We start from the raw sequence: 15,093 nt of genomic DNA, 5'->3' as shown, positions 1-15,093 counted from the left end.
GGAATCGACGTGGTAGAGATAGCTCATGAGCGGCATCCGGAGATGTAGTCGGGCAGCGGCGCTCGTTGCGGTCGTCCTCGCCTCGGCCGCCTGCTCCGACCAGACGGGCACCGCGGTGAGCGAGCCGTCGACAACGACGACCGTCACCGCCGCGGACACGCCCGGCACCGAGGCGACCACGTCCGCGGGCCTGCCCTACACGGAGACCGAGTTGCAGGTCACGGGTTCCACCGGCCGCGTCGGCTACGACGTGCTCATCCCACAGATCGAGGGTGGAAATCCGGCCGTCACCGCCGAGTTCAACGAATCGATGCGCGCCGCACTCCAGGACCAGATCGACGGCTGGGGCACCGACGCCTTCACGCTGAGCAGCCAGGAGCACAGCGTCGCGCACATCGGCGAGCACGTGATCAGTGGGCTGCTGGTGACGTCGTGGAACGCGGACCCACCCGGTGCGCATCCGACACCGATCGTCGCGACGGTGGTGGTGAATGCCGATACTGCCGCGCCGATCACGCTCGGCGATCTCTTCCCCGACCTGCCGGCGGGACTGCAGACGCTGTCGGACGAATCCGCGCGCCTGCTCCCCACGACGGTCGCCGGAGCGGACTTCGAGCGCAGCGGCATCGAGCCGACCGAGGCGAACTTCGCGAACTGGCTTGCCACCCCGGCAGGCATGGAGATTCATTTCAACGACTACCAGGTGGGACCGCACGCGATCGGACTCGTCACCGTCACCGTGCCGTGGGACGCCCTGGCCGACGTGATCGACCCCGCTCTCGCTCCCGTCGTGTCGAGCTAGGCGCCGCCCGACCGCTCACCGGGAACGAACCTGTGGCTGCCCCGGTGCCGCGACCTACCGTCCCAGACAGGCCTTTGCTGCCGAATGTGTCTGTCGAATGGGAGAGGAGCGCGCCCGTGAGTGCACGCACCGAAGTTGATGCTCGTGCGAATCGGATCGGCGACGTGGACGCGGTTGTCGTCGGCGCGGGATTCGCGGGACTGTACGCCGTCCACAAGTTGCGGAGCCTGGGTCTGACCGTCCAGGGTGTGGAGGCGGCGGGAGGCGTCGGCGGAACGTGGTTCTGGAACCGCTATCCCGGCGCCCGGTGCGACGTGGAAAGCGTCGACTATTCGTACTCGTTCTCGCGGGAACTCGAGCAGGAGTGGGACTGGAGCGAGAAGTACGCCACCCAGCCCGAGATCCTGGCGTACATCAATCATGTCGCGGACCGGTTCGACCTGCGCGACCGTTTCCTGTTCGGCACCCGGGTGACCTCGGCGGAACTGGACGAGGAGTCGCTGCGGTGGGAGGTACGCACCGACCGCGGCGACGTCCTGTCCGCCCGGTACTGCATCTTCGCGACCGGTGCGCTGTCCACCGCGAACATGCCGAACATCGCCGGCCGTGAATCGTTCACCGGGGACACCCATCACACCGGTCAGTGGCCGCACGAGGGTGTCGACTTCACCGGCAGGCGGGTCGGGATCATCGGCACCGGTTCCTCGGGAATTCAGTCGATTCCCCTCATCGCCGAGCAGGCCGAACACCTGTACGTGTTCCAGCGCAGCGCCAACTACAGCGTCCCGGCGGGCAACCAGGCGTGGGACGACGAGATGCGGCGCGCGATCAAGGCGGGTTACGAGGAGCGCCGGAGGCTGTCCAGGGAAAGCGGTGGCGGCTCGCCGTACAACGCCCACCCGAAGTCGGCGCTGGACGTCTCCGACGAGGAACGTCGCGAGGCCTACGAAACGCGGTGGAAGCTCGGCGGGGTGCTGTTCGCGAAAACCTTTCCGGACCAGACGAAGACCGAGGCCGCGAACGCGACGGCACGCGAGTTCGCCGAGGAAAAGATCCGCCTGCTCGTCGACGACCCCGCCGTCGCGGACAAGCTGATCCCGAACGATCACCCCATCGGGACCAAGCGGATCGTCACCGACACCCACTATTTCGAAACGTACAACCGGCCGAATGTCACCCTGGTGGATCTGAAGGCGGCGCCGATCGAATCGATCACCCCGTCGGGGATCACCACCGCCGACGCCGACTACGCCCTCGACACGCTGGTGTTCGCCACCGGATTCGATGCCATGACCGGCGCCCTCGACCGCATGCGGATCGTCGGACGCGGCGGTGTGCCGCTTTCCGAGTACTGGAGTGAGGGGCCGAAAACCTATCTCGGTCTGGGTGTTCCGGGGTTCCCGAACCTGTTCGTCGTGACGGGGCCGGGAAGCCCGTCGGTGCTGGCGAACATGGTGCTCGGCGCCGAACAGCACGTCGACTGGATCGCGGACTGCATCGAGCACCTGTGGGAGAAGGACTACGACGCGATCGAGGCGTCCGTCCCCGCCACCGAGCAGTGGGTGGAGCACTGCCGCGACCTTGCCGCGCAGACCCTGTTCCCCTTGGCGAACTCCTGGTACATGGGCGCGAACATCCCGGGCAAGCCCCGCGTGTTCATGCCGTACCTCGGGGGCTTCGGCGCGTACGGGCGGATCTGCGCGGACGTCGCCGAGGAGGGGTTCCGCGGTTTCGAGTTCAGCCGGTCCCGGACGAGGCTGGCCGACCCGGTGGGATAGTTTCACAGACGATGGTCAGCCGCGCAGGCAATTGCCTGCGCGGCTGACCAATTCGTGGGAGAACGAGGTCGAGCTCAGTCGGGCAGCGCGTACGTGGCCCACGCCTGAGCGAGCACGGCATCGCCCCGTGTGCACGTGACGGTGACGTCCGCCATGCGTGCGCCGTCCTGGACGTACGTCTGCCGCAGCGACGCGGAGAAGTCTGCCCCGGACGGCACGGCCTGCCGGATGCGGGTGCGGAACCTGCGGAGAGTCCCTGGGAACTGCTCGGCGCAGTAGCGCTCCAGCAGGTCCACCGACTGGTCGTCGGACGTCGGAGTTCCGGTGAAGCTGTTCGTCCAGAACTCGAAGACCAGCTGCTCGTCGCGGTTGCGGAAGCGGACGAGCAGGTCGTGGTCGCCCACCCTCCGGACCTGCGGGGACAGGGCGTCGTGTGAGGTCCGGTGCGGTCGCAGCAGGAGGAAGTCGTGCTCGACGGCCGCCCCCGGCTCGGGTGCGACGACCACCCCGCTCGGAACGGCGTCGGCGCAGAGCCGGCGAACCTCCGCTGTGTACGGCTGCGAAGAGATGAGTGCGGCCATCGTTCCTCCCAATTTCCGGGTATGTGATCCGGACGGTAGTCGCCGCGGCCCGTAAACGGGGGGTGTGGTCCCTGTGATCGGGACGCCGAACTTCCGCTCCGAGGCGTGGATACGAAAGCCTCTCGCTGAGTGGGAGAGTCGGGTACCGCAGCCGACCGCGTACGCCGACTATGAGCTACACCACACCCCGAGGGTGTTCTTGACGTACAGCGAGGCGGAGGTAGACATGGCGCGCAACAGTGCCGTTGACGGCGACGAAGTCCGGATGATCGAAGTGGGATCGGCACCAACGCGTTTCGCGCGGGGGTGGCATTGCCTGGGTCTGGCGAAGACCTTCAGGGACGGCACCCCGCATCAGATCGATGCGTTCGGGACGTCGCTGGTGGTGTTCGAGACGTCCGACGGGACCCTCAGTGTGCTCGACGCCTACTGCCGCCACATGGGTGGCAACCTGGCGCACGGCACCGTGAAGGGCGACTCCATCGCCTGCCCGTTCCACGACTGGCGCTGGGGCGGCAACGGCAAGTGCACGGGAATCCCGTATGCGCGACGTGTCCCGCCGCTGGCGCGGACCCGGGCCTGGACGACCATCGAGCGCAACGGGCAGCTCTACGTCTGGAACGACCCGCAGGGCAACCCGCCGCCCGCCGACGTGACGATCCCCGAGATCGAGGGATTCGGCTCCCCGGAATGGACCGACTGGACCTGGAATTCGCTGCTCGTCGAGGGCTCGCACTGCCGCGAGATCGTCGACAACGTGGTCGACATGGCGCACTTCTACTACGTCCACTTCTCGTTCCCGCGCTACTTCAAGAACGTCTTCGAAGGGCACGTGGCCACCCAGTACATGCAGTCGACGCCCCGCCACGACATCTCGGTGGGCACCAGTTACGACGACCCCAATTCGACGCTGCGCTCGGACGCGTCGTACTTCGGCCCGTCCTACATGATCGACAAGCTGTGGAGCGAAGCGAACGGCATGATGATCGAGACGGTGCTGATCAACTGCCACTACCCGGTCACCGCGAATTCGTTCGTCCTGCAGTGGGGCGCCATGGTGAAGAAGCCCGAGGGGCTGTCCGACGAGGTGGCGAACGGCATGGCGGCGCAGTTCGCCGAGGGCGTGGAACTCGGATTCAAGCAGGACGTCGACATCTGGCTCAACAAGTCGCGCATCGACAACCCGCTGCTGTCGGAGGAGGACGGGCCGGTGTACCAGCTGCGTCGCTGGTACCAGCAGTTCTACGTGGACGTCGAGGACATCACCGACGACATGACCAAGCGCTTCGAATTCGAGATCGACACCACCAGGGCGGTGCAGAGCTGGGAGGCGGAGGTTGCCGACAACCTCGCCAACGGCGTCGTGCCGCTCGACACCAACGCCTGAGCCGGCTCCGAGAAGAAGGACACGACAGATGACCCACGAGGTTCTCGACAACATCATGGCGATCGCGGATCAGCTCCGCGATCAGGCGCCCGAGGCCGAGCGGATCGGCCGGCTGCCCGACGACACGGCGAAGAAGCTCCGCGAGGCCGGGCCGATCAAGCTCCTCCAGCCCGGCAAGTTCGGCGGCTACGAGGCTCATCCGCGCGAGTTCGCGGAGACGGTGATGGCCGCGGCGTCCCTCGACCCGGCGACCGGTTGGGTGTGCGGCATCGTCGGCGTGCACCCCTGGCAGCTGGCGTTCGCCGACCCGAAGGTGCAGGACGAGGTGTGGGCGGCCGACAACGACACCTGGATGGCCTCGCCGTACGCGCCGACCGGGATCGCGACCCCGGTCGACGGCGGCTACCTCTTCACTGGACGCTGGCAGTTCTCGTCGGGAACCGATCACTGCGACTGGATCTTCCTCGGCGCGATGCTCGGCGACAAGGACGGCGCCATGGCCCTGCCGCCGAAGATGCTGCACATGATCCTGCCGCGCAGCGACTACGAGATCGTCGAGGACTCGTGGAACGTCGTCGGGCTCAAGGGCACCGGTTCCAAGGACATCATCGTCCGGAACGCGTTCGTCCCCGACTACCGGGTGATGGACGCCGACGAGGTCATGAACGGCACCGCGGTGCAGAAGTTCGGGCGCACCGAGACGCTGTACAACATGCCGTGGTCGACGATGTTCCCGCTCGGGATCTCCTCCGCCGTGGTGGGAATCGCCGAGGGCGCCTTGGCCGCTCACCTCGACTACCAGCGCGACCGCGTCGGCGCGCAGGGCACCGCGATCAAGGACGACCCCTACGTCCTGTTCGCCGTGGGCGAGGCCGCCGCCGACATCAACGCCGCACGCCAGGAACTGCTCGCCAACGTCGACAGGATCTGGGACCTCGTCGAATCGGGCAGAGAAGTCACGTTCGAGGACCGTGCGGCCGGGCGCCGGACGCAGGTGCGTGCCGCGTGGCGTGCGGTCACCGCCGTCGACCAGATCTTCGCCCGCTCCGGCGGCAACGCGCTGCGCATGGACAAGCCGCTGCAGCGGTACTGGCGGGACGCGCACGCCGGCCTGGCGCACGCCATCCACGTGCCGAGCACCGTCTACCACGCCTCGGCGCTCAGCTCCCTCGGCCTCGACCCGGCCGACAACCTCAAGTCGATGATCTGACCGCCGTCGGACCTCGAAAACAGCAGAAGGACAACACATGACAGACATCAAGGGGCTTGGCTACGTCAAGATCCAGACCAACGACCTGGAGCGGTGGCGCACGTTCGCGTTCGACGTGCTCGGATTCGCCGAGGGATCGGGCCCGGACGAGGACGCCCTGTACCTCCGCATGGACGAGCGCGCGGCCCGCATCGTGATCGTGCCGGGCGAGACGGACGAGGTCGTCACCATCGGGTGGGAGGTCCGCGATCATGCGGGCCTGGTCCGCGTCCAGGAGGCGGTCGAGGGTGCCGGGATCGCCGTCAAACCGTTGTCGGTGGAAGAGGCCGACGCCCGCCGCGTCGAAGAGGTCGTCACGTTCCAGGATCCGACCGGTGCGACGATCGAGATCTTCCACGGCGCCGTCCTCGACCACAGCCCGGTGGTGACCCCGTTCGGCGCGAAGTTCGTGACGGGGGCGCAGGGTCTCGGCCACGTGGTGCTGCCGGTGATGGATTTCAGCGGGGCGTTCGACTTCTACACCGAGGTGCTCGGCTTCCTGCCCCGCGGCGCCTTCCGCATCCCGGCACCGCCGGAGTTCGGTCCGATGCGGGTGCGCTTCCTGGGTGTCAACGAGCGGCACCACAGCCTGGCCCTGTGCCCCGCACCGCACGGCGGGGCGCCGGGTCTGGTGCACATCATGGTGGAGGTCGACACGCTCGACGCCGTCGGGCAGGCGCTCGACCGCGTCGTCAAGGACGGGTTCTCCGTCTCCTCGACCCTCGGCCGCCACACGAACGACAAGATGGTGTCGTTCTACGTGCGTGCCCCCGGCGGATGGGACATCGAGTTCGGCACCGAGGGCATGAAGGTGGACGAGAAGTACTACTCCGCGGAGGAGATCACCGCCGACAGCTACTGGGGCCACGACTGGTCCGGAAGCGAGCCGCTGGCGGCCATGTAAGGGGTGTCCGGGCCCGGTGTGCGTATCCACTCGATGCGTGTACCGGGCCTTTGGGCTGTTCGGGGTCGTTCAGGCACCACTATTGCAAATAGGCATATGCCTATTTATAGTAAGTGTCGCCAGTCACACACCGCGTCGCCGCACCGAGCAGCGCCGCTACGGAGGTCCCCATGACGACGACACTCAGCCCCACCCCCACCGCCGGCCTCGATCGCGCCGCCCTTCTCCTCGACGCCTTCGACGGCCCGGGCAGGCTCACGCTCGCGCAGATCGTGCGCCGCACGGGGCTTCCGCGCTCCTCCGCGCACCGGATGCTCGAACGTCTCGTCCAGCTGCGGTGGCTCCGCCGGGAAGGCCGGGACTACGAACTCGGCATGCGGCTGTTCGAACTCGGGTCGCTGGCCGTGCACCAGGACCGTCTGCACCGGGCCGCCCTGCCGTTCCTGCACGAACTCCACCGGCTCACCGGGCACGCCGTGCACCTCGCGGTGCTCGAGGGGATCGATGTCGTGTACCTGGAGAAGATCGCCGGACGGTTCGGGGTCGGGTTGCCGTCCCGCGTCGGCGGCCGCCAACCCGCGCACTGTACGAGCGTCGGCAAGGTGCTGCTGGCCCACTCGCCCGAGTCCGTGGTCGACCGCGTCGTCGAAGCGGGTCTGCCCCGCAGCACACGATTCAGCATCGACTCGCCCGCGGCATTCCGTGCCGAGTTGCAGAAGACCCGGGAACGCGGAGCGGCGTACGACCGGGAAGAGGATCTCGTGGGCGTCAGCTGCGTCGCCGTGCCGGTGGGCACCGAGGACAACGTGGTCGCGGCCATCTCCGTGTGCGGTCCGAGCAGCCAGATCAAGCTCGATCACCGCCTGACCGCGCCGATCCGCATGTCCGCCAAGGGCACCTGGCGCAACTACATGTCGACCGCGACGCCGGCCGCCGGACGGGCCGACCGATACTCCGCCTGAGGCGGGACGAAGGAGCACGAATGCCGCTCGACGAGCAGGCCGAAACCATCCTCCGGGGACTGAACGAGAACTTCCCCCGGGTGGAGACCATGACGGGCGCGCAGGCGCGGGCAGCGACGAGGGCGGGACGCAAGGCCGTCGCCGACCCCGAGCCGGTCGGTAGTGTGTGCGACCGGGAGATCCGCGGCGATGCCGGACCGATTGCCGTGCGGATCTATTTGCCGGCAGGGCATCGCGCGGAATCCCTGCCCGTCGTCGTCTTCTTTCACGGCGGCGGGTTCGTGATCTGCGACCTCGACAGCCACGACGGCTTCTGCCGCGCGATGTGCAACGGGATCGGCGCCGTCGTCGTCTCCGTCGACTATCGACTCGCCCCGGAATCGCAGTGGCCCGCCGCAGCGGACGACGCCTACACCGCGACGTGCTGGGTCGCGCGGCACGCCCGTGAGTTCGGCGGCGATCCGGACCGTCTTCTCGTCGCCGGCGACAGCAGTGGGGGCAACCTCGCGGCGGTCGCGGCGCTGATGGCCCGGGACCGGGAGGCCCCCGCCGTCGCCGGACAGCTACTGATCTACCCCGTCATCGAACCGGTCTTCGACACCGAGTCCTACGAGCTGTTCGCGGAGGATCATTTCCTCACCCGTTCTGCGATGCAATGGTATTGGGATCAGTATCTGCCCACCCACCGCGAGACCGTACCCGCCTATGCCGCCCCGGTCCGGGCCGAGGACCTCGGCGGGCTCCCACCCGCGATCGTGATCACCGCCGAACGCGATCCCCTCCGGTACGAGGGGGAGAAGTATGCCGGGGCGCTCGCCGACGCCGGTGTTCCCGTGCAGTGCCGGCGGGTCGAGGGAATGTTCCACGGATTCTTGACGATCGACGCGATGGCCGCGGCGCAGACCGCGCGGCGGGAGCTGTGGCCTCGGCTCCGGACTCTGGTGGCCGAACCGGCGTCGACTCCGGTCGACTAGTCTTCGCGCTCGGCCTCGTCGTCCGCGTCCTGAGCCGCCTTCATTGCGGCCTGGTACTCCTTCTGCGCCTCGCGGGAGCGCCGGATCGAATGTGATGCGGTCGGTTTCGGCACACCGGGATGTTCCGGCGTCCCTTCACCGTGCATACGCTCGACTGCCTCGTCGATGTCGGCGAGCATCTGCTTCGCGAGCTCGCTCTCGGCGGCGTAGTACCGCTCGGACCACTTGTTGACCATGTGCGCGAACGCCCACGTGGGTTCGACGTCGGAATCGCGGGCGTCGAGCGCGGCCTGCCTGCTCATCCCCTCCACGTACGAGATGTGCTCCTTCAGGGCATCTTTGAGCTGCTCCGGCTCGGTGAGGTGACCGAGCCACATGCGCAGCATCACGCCGTGCTTGAGGACGGGCGGATCGATCGGCGCCTCCCGCGCCCAGCTGCGCATGACGGCCATGCCCGCGTCCGTGATCTTGTACAGGCGCTTGGGTTTCACCCGTGCCTCGTCGTCCACGACGGTCCGGGACGTCACGTATCCCAGGTCTTCCAGCTTCTTCAGCTCCGAATACACCTGGCTGAAGGACGGGCTCCAGTAGAAGAAACGCACACTGTACGACGCCCACTTCTTCAGGTCGTAACCGGACAGTTCCTCGCCGAACGACAGGATGCCGAGTACCGGCCAGCTCGTCGATCGGAGGCCGGCGAACCCGGAGCTCTGTGTGGGGTCGGACGATGGCATTTCCCGAGCCTATCAACCGTGCGCCGACCGCCGGACACGCGAAACCCTGCCGCTGGGCGGGACGGGGCATTCCCCGCGGGCAGGCGCCGCGGCCAGGCTGAACGCAACCCGTCGATCCGAGGAGACACGATGACCCGAACCGAAGAACCCGTGCCGCCGACGGCACGACGCATCGACCCCGCCGAGCTCAGGTCCGTGCTCGGGCACTTCTGCACCGGCGTCACGGTGATCACCGCGCACGACGGCGAGAGCCCCCACGGCTTCACCTGCCAGTCCTTCGTGTCGCTGTCGCTGGACCCGCCGTACGTGTCGTTCAGCCCCGCACGGACGTCGACCAGCTGGCCGCGACTGCGCGCGAGCGAACACATCTGCGTCAACGTCCTCGCCCACGACCAGCGCGACGTGTGCGGGACGTTCGCGACCAGCGGTGCCGACAAGTTCGCCGACGTCGGGTGGTCGCACGCCCGCAACGGTGCCCCGGCGCTCGATGGCGTGCTGGCCCGGGTGCAGGCCACCGTCGAATTCGAGCACGACGCCGGTGACCACACCATCGTCGTCGCGCGCGTCACCGGCCTGGACGTGCTCAGGGATGCGCCGCCGCTCCTGGTGTACCGCGGCGGACTCGGCATCTTCACCGCGGCCACGTAGCCGCTCTTCTCCCGCCCGGCGGCGGCGCCGCTTTCTCCCGCCCGGCGGCGGCGCCGCTTTCTCCCGCTCCGCGGGAAGGGCTGTGGGAAAAAGCAATTGACACCGGCAGGGTGTGATCGAGACCACTTCGGAAGGTGTGCACGATGAGCGTAGACGAGCAGAACTGGGACCGGGAGGTAGATCTCCTGGTGATCGGCAGCGGTGCCGGTGGAATGACCGCCGCCCTCGCCGGGGCCGAGCGAGGGCTCGACACCCTCGTCGTCGAAAAGTCCGGGGTGTACGGCGGTTCGACGGCACTGTCGGGTGGCGCCCTGTGGATTCCCAACTCGCCGATCCTCGTCCGTGAAGGCCGCGCCGACGACCCCGGCGACGTCCGGAAGTACCTGGAGTCGATCGTCGGCGACAGCGTGCCGGCCGAACGCCTCGACGCGTACATCGAGCAGGGCCCGGCCATGATGAGGTTCTTCGAACAGAACTGCCCGCATCTCCGGTTCTCCTGGTGCGAGGACTATTCCGACTACCACCCCGAGAACGTGGGCGGACGGCCGAAGGGGCGGACGGTCGAACCGTTGCCGTTCGACATGAACCAGCTCGGTGCCGACGGCGACCTGCAGCGGCCGAACTCCCTCGCGATGCCGGGTGGGCTGTACATGACGTCCACCGAATTCCGCCACCTCAACATGTTCTTCCGCACCTGGGCCGGACGCAGGACCGCGCTGGGTGTCGGCTGGCGTTCGGTCGTGGCGATGCTGCGGCGCAGGCGGATGGAGACTCTGGGGCAGGCCCTCGTCGGCCGGCTGCGGCTCACGCTCCAGGAGGCCGGGGTTCCGCTGTGGCTGAACTCCCCGCTGAAGGGTCTGGTCACGAACCAATCCGGAGCTGTCACGGGCGCGGTCGTCGAGTCCGGGGGACGGGAACTGCGCATCCGTGCCCGCCGCGGCGTCATGGTGGCCACCGGCGGATTCGAGCAGAGCAAGGAGATGCGCAAGCGGTACCTCCGGGAAGGCGGCAAGGACAACTACAGCGCCGGCTCACCCGACAACACCGGAGACGGAATCGTCGCCGGCGAGCAGGTCGGCGCGGCCGTCGATCTGATGGACGACGCCTGGTGGATGCCGTCGTTCCGGCGGCCGGACGGCATCATGCACGTCCTGGTATCGGAGCGGTCGATTCCGCCGTCGCTGATCGTCGACCAGAACGGCAAGAGGTTCACCAACGAGGCGTCCCCGTACGTGTCGTTCGTTCACGACCAGATCGCCGGGGGCCACGACCCGGTGTGGTTCGTGTTCGACTCGAAGGCCAAGAGCCGCTACCAGTTCGGTGGTGTGATGCCCGGGCAGAAGTTCCCCGCGGAATGGTTCGAGACGGGGCTGATGCAGCGCGCCGCAACCCTTGGCGAACTCGCGCAGAAGATGGGCGTTCCCGCGGAGTCGCTGACCGCGGAGATCGCCCGGTTCAACGGATTCGCGCGGGCGGGGGTCGACGCCGACTTCGGCCGCGGCGACAGTGCCTACGACCGGTACTACGGCGACCCGCGACTGCCCAACCCGACCATGGACGAGGTGGAGAAGGCCCCGTACTACGCGGTGCGGATGGAAGCCGGCGACCTCGGCACCAAGGGCGGGCTCGTCTGCAACGAGCACAGCCAGGTGTGCCGCAGCAGCGGCGAACCGATCCCCGGCCTCTACGCCACCGGCAACACGTCGGCGTCCGTGATGGGCAACGACTACGCCGGGGCGGGCGCGACGATCGGTCCCGCGATGGTGTTCGGCTGGGTCGGCGCTCGGCATGCAGCCGGGGCGGTGAGTTGAGTGCTTCCGGTCGAATGCCGGCGCTGCGGTAACGCGGTGCTCGTGGAGAAATACAGCGAGGCGCACACGAGCGTGCAGTGGCTGGACGACGCCGAGCAGACCTGCCCGGAGTTCGCCCGGCGTGCGCAGGAGGGGGAGCACTCGATGTTCGTCCCCACCTGCGGCGCGCTGCGCGGCTCGATCGACGACGCGGTGGAGGACGGGCGGGTGGGGCTCTCCCTGCGCAGCTACCCGACTCCCGGCCGCCTGGACTAGAAGGGACAAACCGATGTCACGGATGGCAGGCAAGGTCGCCTTCATCACCGGTGCCGGGAACGGCATGGGACGCAGTCACGCGGTCCGGCTCGCGGAGGAGGGCACCGACGTCGTCGTCGTCGATCTGCCGTCGGCCGAGGCGGATCTCGCCGAAACCGGAAGGCTGGTCGGTGAACTCGGCCGGCGGGCGGTGCTCGCGCACGCCGATGTGCGCGACCCGGCGGCGTTGTGCGCGGCCGTCGACGCCGGAGTCGCGGAACTGGGCCCTCTCGACGTCGTCGTCGCGAACGCGGGTGTCTGCGACAACCCCGGCGCGGCGTGGACGATCGACGACGCGGTGTGGCACCGATCGCTCGACGTCAACCTCACCGGTGTGTGGAACACGGCGAAGGCCGCGGTCCCGGCGATGCGGGACGGCGGCGGTTCCGTCGTGATCGTCAGTTCGACCGCCGGAATCAAGGCGGTGGCCGGGGCCGCCCACTATTCGGCGTCCAAGACCGCGGTGGTCGGGTTGGCCCGGACCCTCGCCAACGAACTCGGCCCGCAGTTCATCCGGGTCAACGTGCTGCACCCCGGCGCCGTCGGCACCCGCATGACCTTGAACCCGGAGACGATGGCACGGCTGCGGCCGGACCTCGCGAATCCGACCCGGGACGACGTCGTCCCCGTCCTCGCGGCGAACCACATGCTGCCCGTTCCGTGGCTGGACTCGCGGGACGTCAGCAATGCGCTGTTGTTCCTGGCCTCGGACGAATCGCGATACATCACCGGCACACAACTCGTGGTCGACGCCGGACTGACCCAGAAGGTGTAGAGATGACAGGTCGAGTGAACGGAAGAGTCGTCCTGGTCACCGGTGCCGCACGCGGGATCGGCCGGGCGCAGGCGTTGCGGTTCGCACAGGAGGGCGCGGACGTCGTCGCCGTCGACCTGTGCGGCCCGGTCGGCACGGTGGTGACGCCACCGGCGAGTCCGGAGGATCTCGAGGAGACCGCGAAACTGGTCCGGGACACCGGTCGCCGGATCGTGACCGCGCAGGTGGACGTGCGCGACGGAACGACGCTCGCCGAGGCGGTCACCGCGGCAGCCGGCGAGCTGGGCGGGCTGGACTTCGTGTGCGCCACGGCGGGCATCACGTCCTCGGGTGCCGCGCTGGAGCTCGACTCCGAGACGTGGCAGACGATGCTCGACGTCAATCTGACGGGGGTGTGGCGCACGTGCACGGCGGCGGCTCCACACCTGATCGAGCGGGGCGGCGGGGCGATGATCCTCACGAGTTCCATCGCGGGTCTGCGCGGGCTCGTCGGCGTCGCCCACTACACCGCGGCCAAGCACGGGGTGGTGGGGCTGATGCGGTCGCTGGCCAAGGAGCTCGCGCCGCACCGGGTGCGGGTCAACAGTGTGCATCCCACGAACGTGGACACGGACATGATCCAGAACGACATGGTGCGGAGGGCGTTCCGGCCCGACCTCGAGCACCCCACCCGTGAAGAGTTCGCGGCGGCCGCCGTGACGATGAACATGCTGCCGATTCCGTGGATCGAGCCGGTCGACGTGGCCAACGCCGCGCTGTTCCTGGCCTCGGACGAGTCGCGATACATCACTTCCGTCGCCCTGCCGGTCGACGCCGGCAGCGTCAGCCGATGACCGCCTCGGGCAGCGTCGGCCGGTAATCCCCGAGTCCGCCCCCACACCTGGCGATCCGTGGTAGAACAGGTGTCAGTTTTGGGGGCGGACGAAGGGTGAATTCCGTGGATCTCGAGGCCGTCGCCGCGATCAGCAGGCTCAAGTACGCGTATCTGCGGGCCCTGGACACGAAATGCTGGGACGAGTTCGCCGACACGCTCCTTCCCGACGCAACGGCGAACTACGGTGAGCATCTCGCGTTCGAGTCGCGGGACGCGCTGGTCGAATTCATGAAGTCGAATCTGGGGCCGCAGACCATCACCGAACACCACTGCGGTCACCCGGAGATCGACGTCGACGGCGACACGGCGACCGGACACTGGTACCTCTCCGACACCGTGCTCATCCCGGAACACGACATGGTGCTGCGCGGGGCGGCGTTCTACTCCGACTGCTACGTCCGCGGACCGGACGGCCGATGGCGGATCGCCCACACCGGATACGAGCGCACCTACGAGGCGGTGATGTCGCTGTCCGACATTCCCAGCTTCCGGCTGACGTCCAACCGGTGGGCAGCCGATACGGAACCCGGCAAAGGAGACTCGTGATGGGGACACTGGACGGCAAGGTCGCACTGATCACCGGCGCCGGTCAGGGAGTCGGCGCCGGGATGGCGTTCGCACTGGCCAAGGAGGGCGCCCGGATCGCGGTGGTCGGGCGAACGGAGGCGAAACTCGTCGACACATGCGCTGGCATCGCCGACTTCGGCGGCGTCGCCGAGCCGATCGTCTGCGACGTCAGCAAACGCGATCAGCTGGGCCCGATGGTCGACCGCGTCGTCGATGAATTCGGTGGCATCGACATCCTCGTCAACAACGCCAACGCGAGCGCACTCGGACCGCTCCTCGACATCACTCCGAAACTTCTCGACCGCGCCATGGCCGTCGGCCCGGTAGCCACCCTGCTCCTCATGCAGCTGTGCTACCCGCACCTCAAAGCCCGTGGCGGCGGTTCGATCATCAACCTCGTCAGCTCCTCGGCCGTGCGGTGGGACACCAGCGGCTACGGGCTCTACGCGGCCACCAAGGAGGCGATGCGCTCGCTCACCCGGACCGCGGCCAGCGAATGGGGACCCGACGGAATCCGCGTCAACGCGATTGCACCGCACGCACTGTCCCCGGGCCTGAAATGGTGGACCGAAAACAATCCCGAGGAGGCCGCCGAGTTCGTGAAGTCGATCCCACTCGGCCGGATCGGTGATTGCGAGCAGGACATCGGACGTGCCGTCGTCTTCCTCGTGGGCCCCGACGCCGGGTACCTGTCCGGTGCCACCATCCCGCTCGACGGCGGCCAGGCGCGCTGGAGCTGATCGCCGCCGATTG

The 15,093-nt window shown here is 68.1% G+C and carries 16 protein-coding genes; 14 read left to right on the top strand and 2 right to left on the bottom strand.

The genetic code is table 11. The features are described 5' to 3' along the window. Positions 1–25: 25 nt before the first annotated feature. Complete coding sequence (locus PSR88_RS12575) at positions 26–802, top strand: RsiV family protein (protein ID WP_011595219.1); 777 nt, start codon at positions 26–28, stop codon at positions 800–802. 155 nt (positions 803–957) lie between these two features. Next, a complete protein-coding gene (locus tag PSR88_RS12570) occupies positions 958–2,580 on the top strand; it encodes a flavin-containing monooxygenase (RefSeq protein ID WP_029539178.1) in 1,623 nt (540 codons plus the stop codon). A 74-nt stretch (positions 2,581–2,654) separates the two neighbouring features. Here the strand turns inward: PSR88_RS12570 and PSR88_RS12565 are convergent, their stop codons facing one another. After that, positions 2,655–3,161, bottom strand: coding sequence for a hypothetical protein (locus PSR88_RS12565; RefSeq protein ID WP_011595217.1), 507 nt, complete (start codon positions 3,159–3,161; stop codon positions 2,655–2,657). A 226-nt stretch (positions 3,162–3,387) separates the two neighbouring features. Here PSR88_RS12565 and PSR88_RS12560 point away from each other — a divergent pair, with 226 nt between their 5' ends. The 5 genes from PSR88_RS12560 to PSR88_RS12540 all read left to right on the top strand — a co-directional run bounded on the left by PSR88_RS12560 (position 3,388) and on the right by PSR88_RS12540 (position 8,637). After that, a complete protein-coding gene (locus PSR88_RS12560; protein ID WP_016882564.1) occupies positions 3,388–4,548 on the top strand; it encodes a Rieske 2Fe-2S domain-containing protein in 1,161 nt (386 codons plus the stop codon). A gap of 28 nt (positions 4,549–4,576) precedes the next feature. Then, the gene (locus tag PSR88_RS12555; RefSeq protein ID WP_009475174.1) at positions 4,577–5,758 is read left to right on the top strand and encodes an acyl-CoA dehydrogenase family protein; all 1,182 of its coding nucleotides are present in this window, start codon (positions 4,577–4,579) and stop codon (positions 5,756–5,758) included. 37 nt (positions 5,759–5,795) lie between these two features. Further along, complete coding sequence (bphC, locus tag PSR88_RS12550; RefSeq protein ID WP_016882565.1) at positions 5,796–6,701, top strand: biphenyl-2,3-diol 1,2-dioxygenase; 906 nt, start codon at positions 5,796–5,798, stop codon at positions 6,699–6,701. Positions 6,702–6,871: 170 nt separating this feature from the next. After that, complete coding sequence (locus PSR88_RS12545) at positions 6,872–7,663, top strand: IclR family transcriptional regulator (RefSeq protein ID WP_007297613.1); 792 nt, start codon at positions 6,872–6,874, stop codon at positions 7,661–7,663. A 20-nt stretch (positions 7,664–7,683) separates the two neighbouring features. Next, on the top strand, positions 7,684–8,637 hold the full coding sequence (locus tag PSR88_RS12540) for an alpha/beta hydrolase (protein ID WP_016882566.1): 954 nt from the start codon (positions 7,684–7,686) through the stop codon (positions 8,635–8,637). Here PSR88_RS12540 and PSR88_RS12535 read toward each other — a convergent pair. Continuing rightward, positions 8,634–9,371 carry a PadR family transcriptional regulator gene (locus tag PSR88_RS12535; protein WP_011595212.1) on the bottom strand — a complete coding sequence of 246 codons (738 nt, stop codon included), beginning with the start codon at positions 9,369–9,371 and terminating at the stop codon, positions 8,634–8,636. The genes PSR88_RS12540 and PSR88_RS12535 overlap by 4 nt on opposite strands. A 129-nt stretch (positions 9,372–9,500) precedes the next feature. Here PSR88_RS12535 and PSR88_RS12530 point away from each other — a divergent pair, with 129 nt between their 5' ends. The 7 genes from PSR88_RS12530 (at position 9,501) to PSR88_RS12500 (ending at position 15,080) form a co-directional block, all read left to right on the top strand. Continuing rightward, a complete protein-coding gene (locus PSR88_RS12530) occupies positions 9,501–10,019 on the top strand; it encodes a flavin reductase family protein (protein ID WP_009475170.1) in 519 nt (172 codons plus the stop codon). Positions 10,020–10,162: 143 nt separating this feature from the next. Beyond that, on the top strand, positions 10,163–11,830 hold the full coding sequence (locus PSR88_RS12525) for an FAD-binding protein (protein WP_016882567.1): 1,668 nt from the start codon (positions 10,163–10,165) through the stop codon (positions 11,828–11,830). Next, complete coding sequence (locus PSR88_RS12520; RefSeq protein WP_011595210.1) at positions 11,831–12,085, top strand: hypothetical protein; 255 nt, start codon at positions 11,831–11,833, stop codon at positions 12,083–12,085. Positions 12,086–12,098: 13 nt separating this feature from the next. Then, complete coding sequence (locus PSR88_RS12515) at positions 12,099–12,899, top strand: mycofactocin-coupled SDR family oxidoreductase (protein ID WP_016882568.1); 801 nt, start codon at positions 12,099–12,101, stop codon at positions 12,897–12,899. A gap of 2 nt (positions 12,900–12,901) precedes the next feature. Next, a complete protein-coding gene (locus PSR88_RS12510) occupies positions 12,902–13,732 on the top strand; it encodes a mycofactocin-coupled SDR family oxidoreductase (RefSeq protein ID WP_016882569.1) in 831 nt (276 codons plus the stop codon). A gap of 104 nt (positions 13,733–13,836) precedes the next feature. Then, positions 13,837–14,319, top strand: a complete 483-nt coding sequence (locus tag PSR88_RS12505) for a nuclear transport factor 2 family protein (protein ID WP_016882570.1) — start codon at positions 13,837–13,839, stop codon at positions 14,317–14,319. Beyond that, positions 14,319–15,080 (top strand): SDR family NAD(P)-dependent oxidoreductase, encoded by a 762-nt coding sequence (locus PSR88_RS12500; RefSeq protein WP_011595206.1) that lies wholly within the window; start codon positions 14,319–14,321, stop codon positions 15,078–15,080. The genes PSR88_RS12505 and PSR88_RS12500 overlap by 1 nt, the downstream gene beginning before the upstream one ends. Positions 15,081–15,093 lie beyond the last annotated feature (13 nt).

This window comes from Rhodococcus sp. DK176, from assembly GCF_038447315.2.
In the GTDB taxonomy this organism is placed as follows: domain Bacteria; phylum Actinomycetota; class Actinomycetes; order Mycobacteriales; family Mycobacteriaceae; genus Rhodococcus_F; species Rhodococcus_F jostii_A.
The sequence above is the reverse complement of the archived record's forward strand: the minus strand, read 5'-3'. Positions and strand labels throughout refer to the sequence as shown.

Coding starts and splice junctions, on each gene's coding strand:
- PSR88_RS12575 (WP_011595219.1), top strand. CDS start 26: ATGAGCGGCATCCGGAGATGTAGTCGGGCAGCGGCGCTCGTTGCGGTC.
- PSR88_RS12565 (WP_011595217.1), bottom strand. CDS start 3,161: ATGGCCGCACTCATCTCTTCGCAGCCGTACACAGCGGAGGTTCGCCGG.
- PSR88_RS12560 (WP_016882564.1), top strand. CDS start 3,388: ATGGCGCGCAACAGTGCCGTTGACGGCGACGAAGTCCGGATGATCGAA.
- PSR88_RS12555 (WP_009475174.1), top strand. CDS start 4,577: ATGACCCACGAGGTTCTCGACAACATCATGGCGATCGCGGATCAGCTC.
- bphC (WP_016882565.1), top strand. CDS start 5,796: ATGACAGACATCAAGGGGCTTGGCTACGTCAAGATCCAGACCAACGAC.
- PSR88_RS12545 (WP_007297613.1), top strand. CDS start 6,872: ATGACGACGACACTCAGCCCCACCCCCACCGCCGGCCTCGATCGCGCC.
- PSR88_RS12540 (WP_016882566.1), top strand. CDS start 7,684: ATGCCGCTCGACGAGCAGGCCGAAACCATCCTCCGGGGACTGAACGAG.
- PSR88_RS12535 (WP_011595212.1), bottom strand. CDS start 9,371: ATGCCATCGTCCGACCCCACACAGAGCTCCGGGTTCGCCGGCCTCCGA.
- PSR88_RS12530 (WP_009475170.1), top strand. CDS start 9,501: ATGACCCGAACCGAAGAACCCGTGCCGCCGACGGCACGACGCATCGAC.
- PSR88_RS12525 (WP_016882567.1), top strand. CDS start 10,163: ATGAGCGTAGACGAGCAGAACTGGGACCGGGAGGTAGATCTCCTGGTG.
- PSR88_RS12515 (WP_016882568.1), top strand. CDS start 12,099: ATGTCACGGATGGCAGGCAAGGTCGCCTTCATCACCGGTGCCGGGAAC.
- PSR88_RS12510 (WP_016882569.1), top strand. CDS start 12,902: ATGACAGGTCGAGTGAACGGAAGAGTCGTCCTGGTCACCGGTGCCGCA.
- PSR88_RS12500 (WP_011595206.1), top strand. CDS start 14,319: ATGGGGACACTGGACGGCAAGGTCGCACTGATCACCGGCGCCGGTCAG.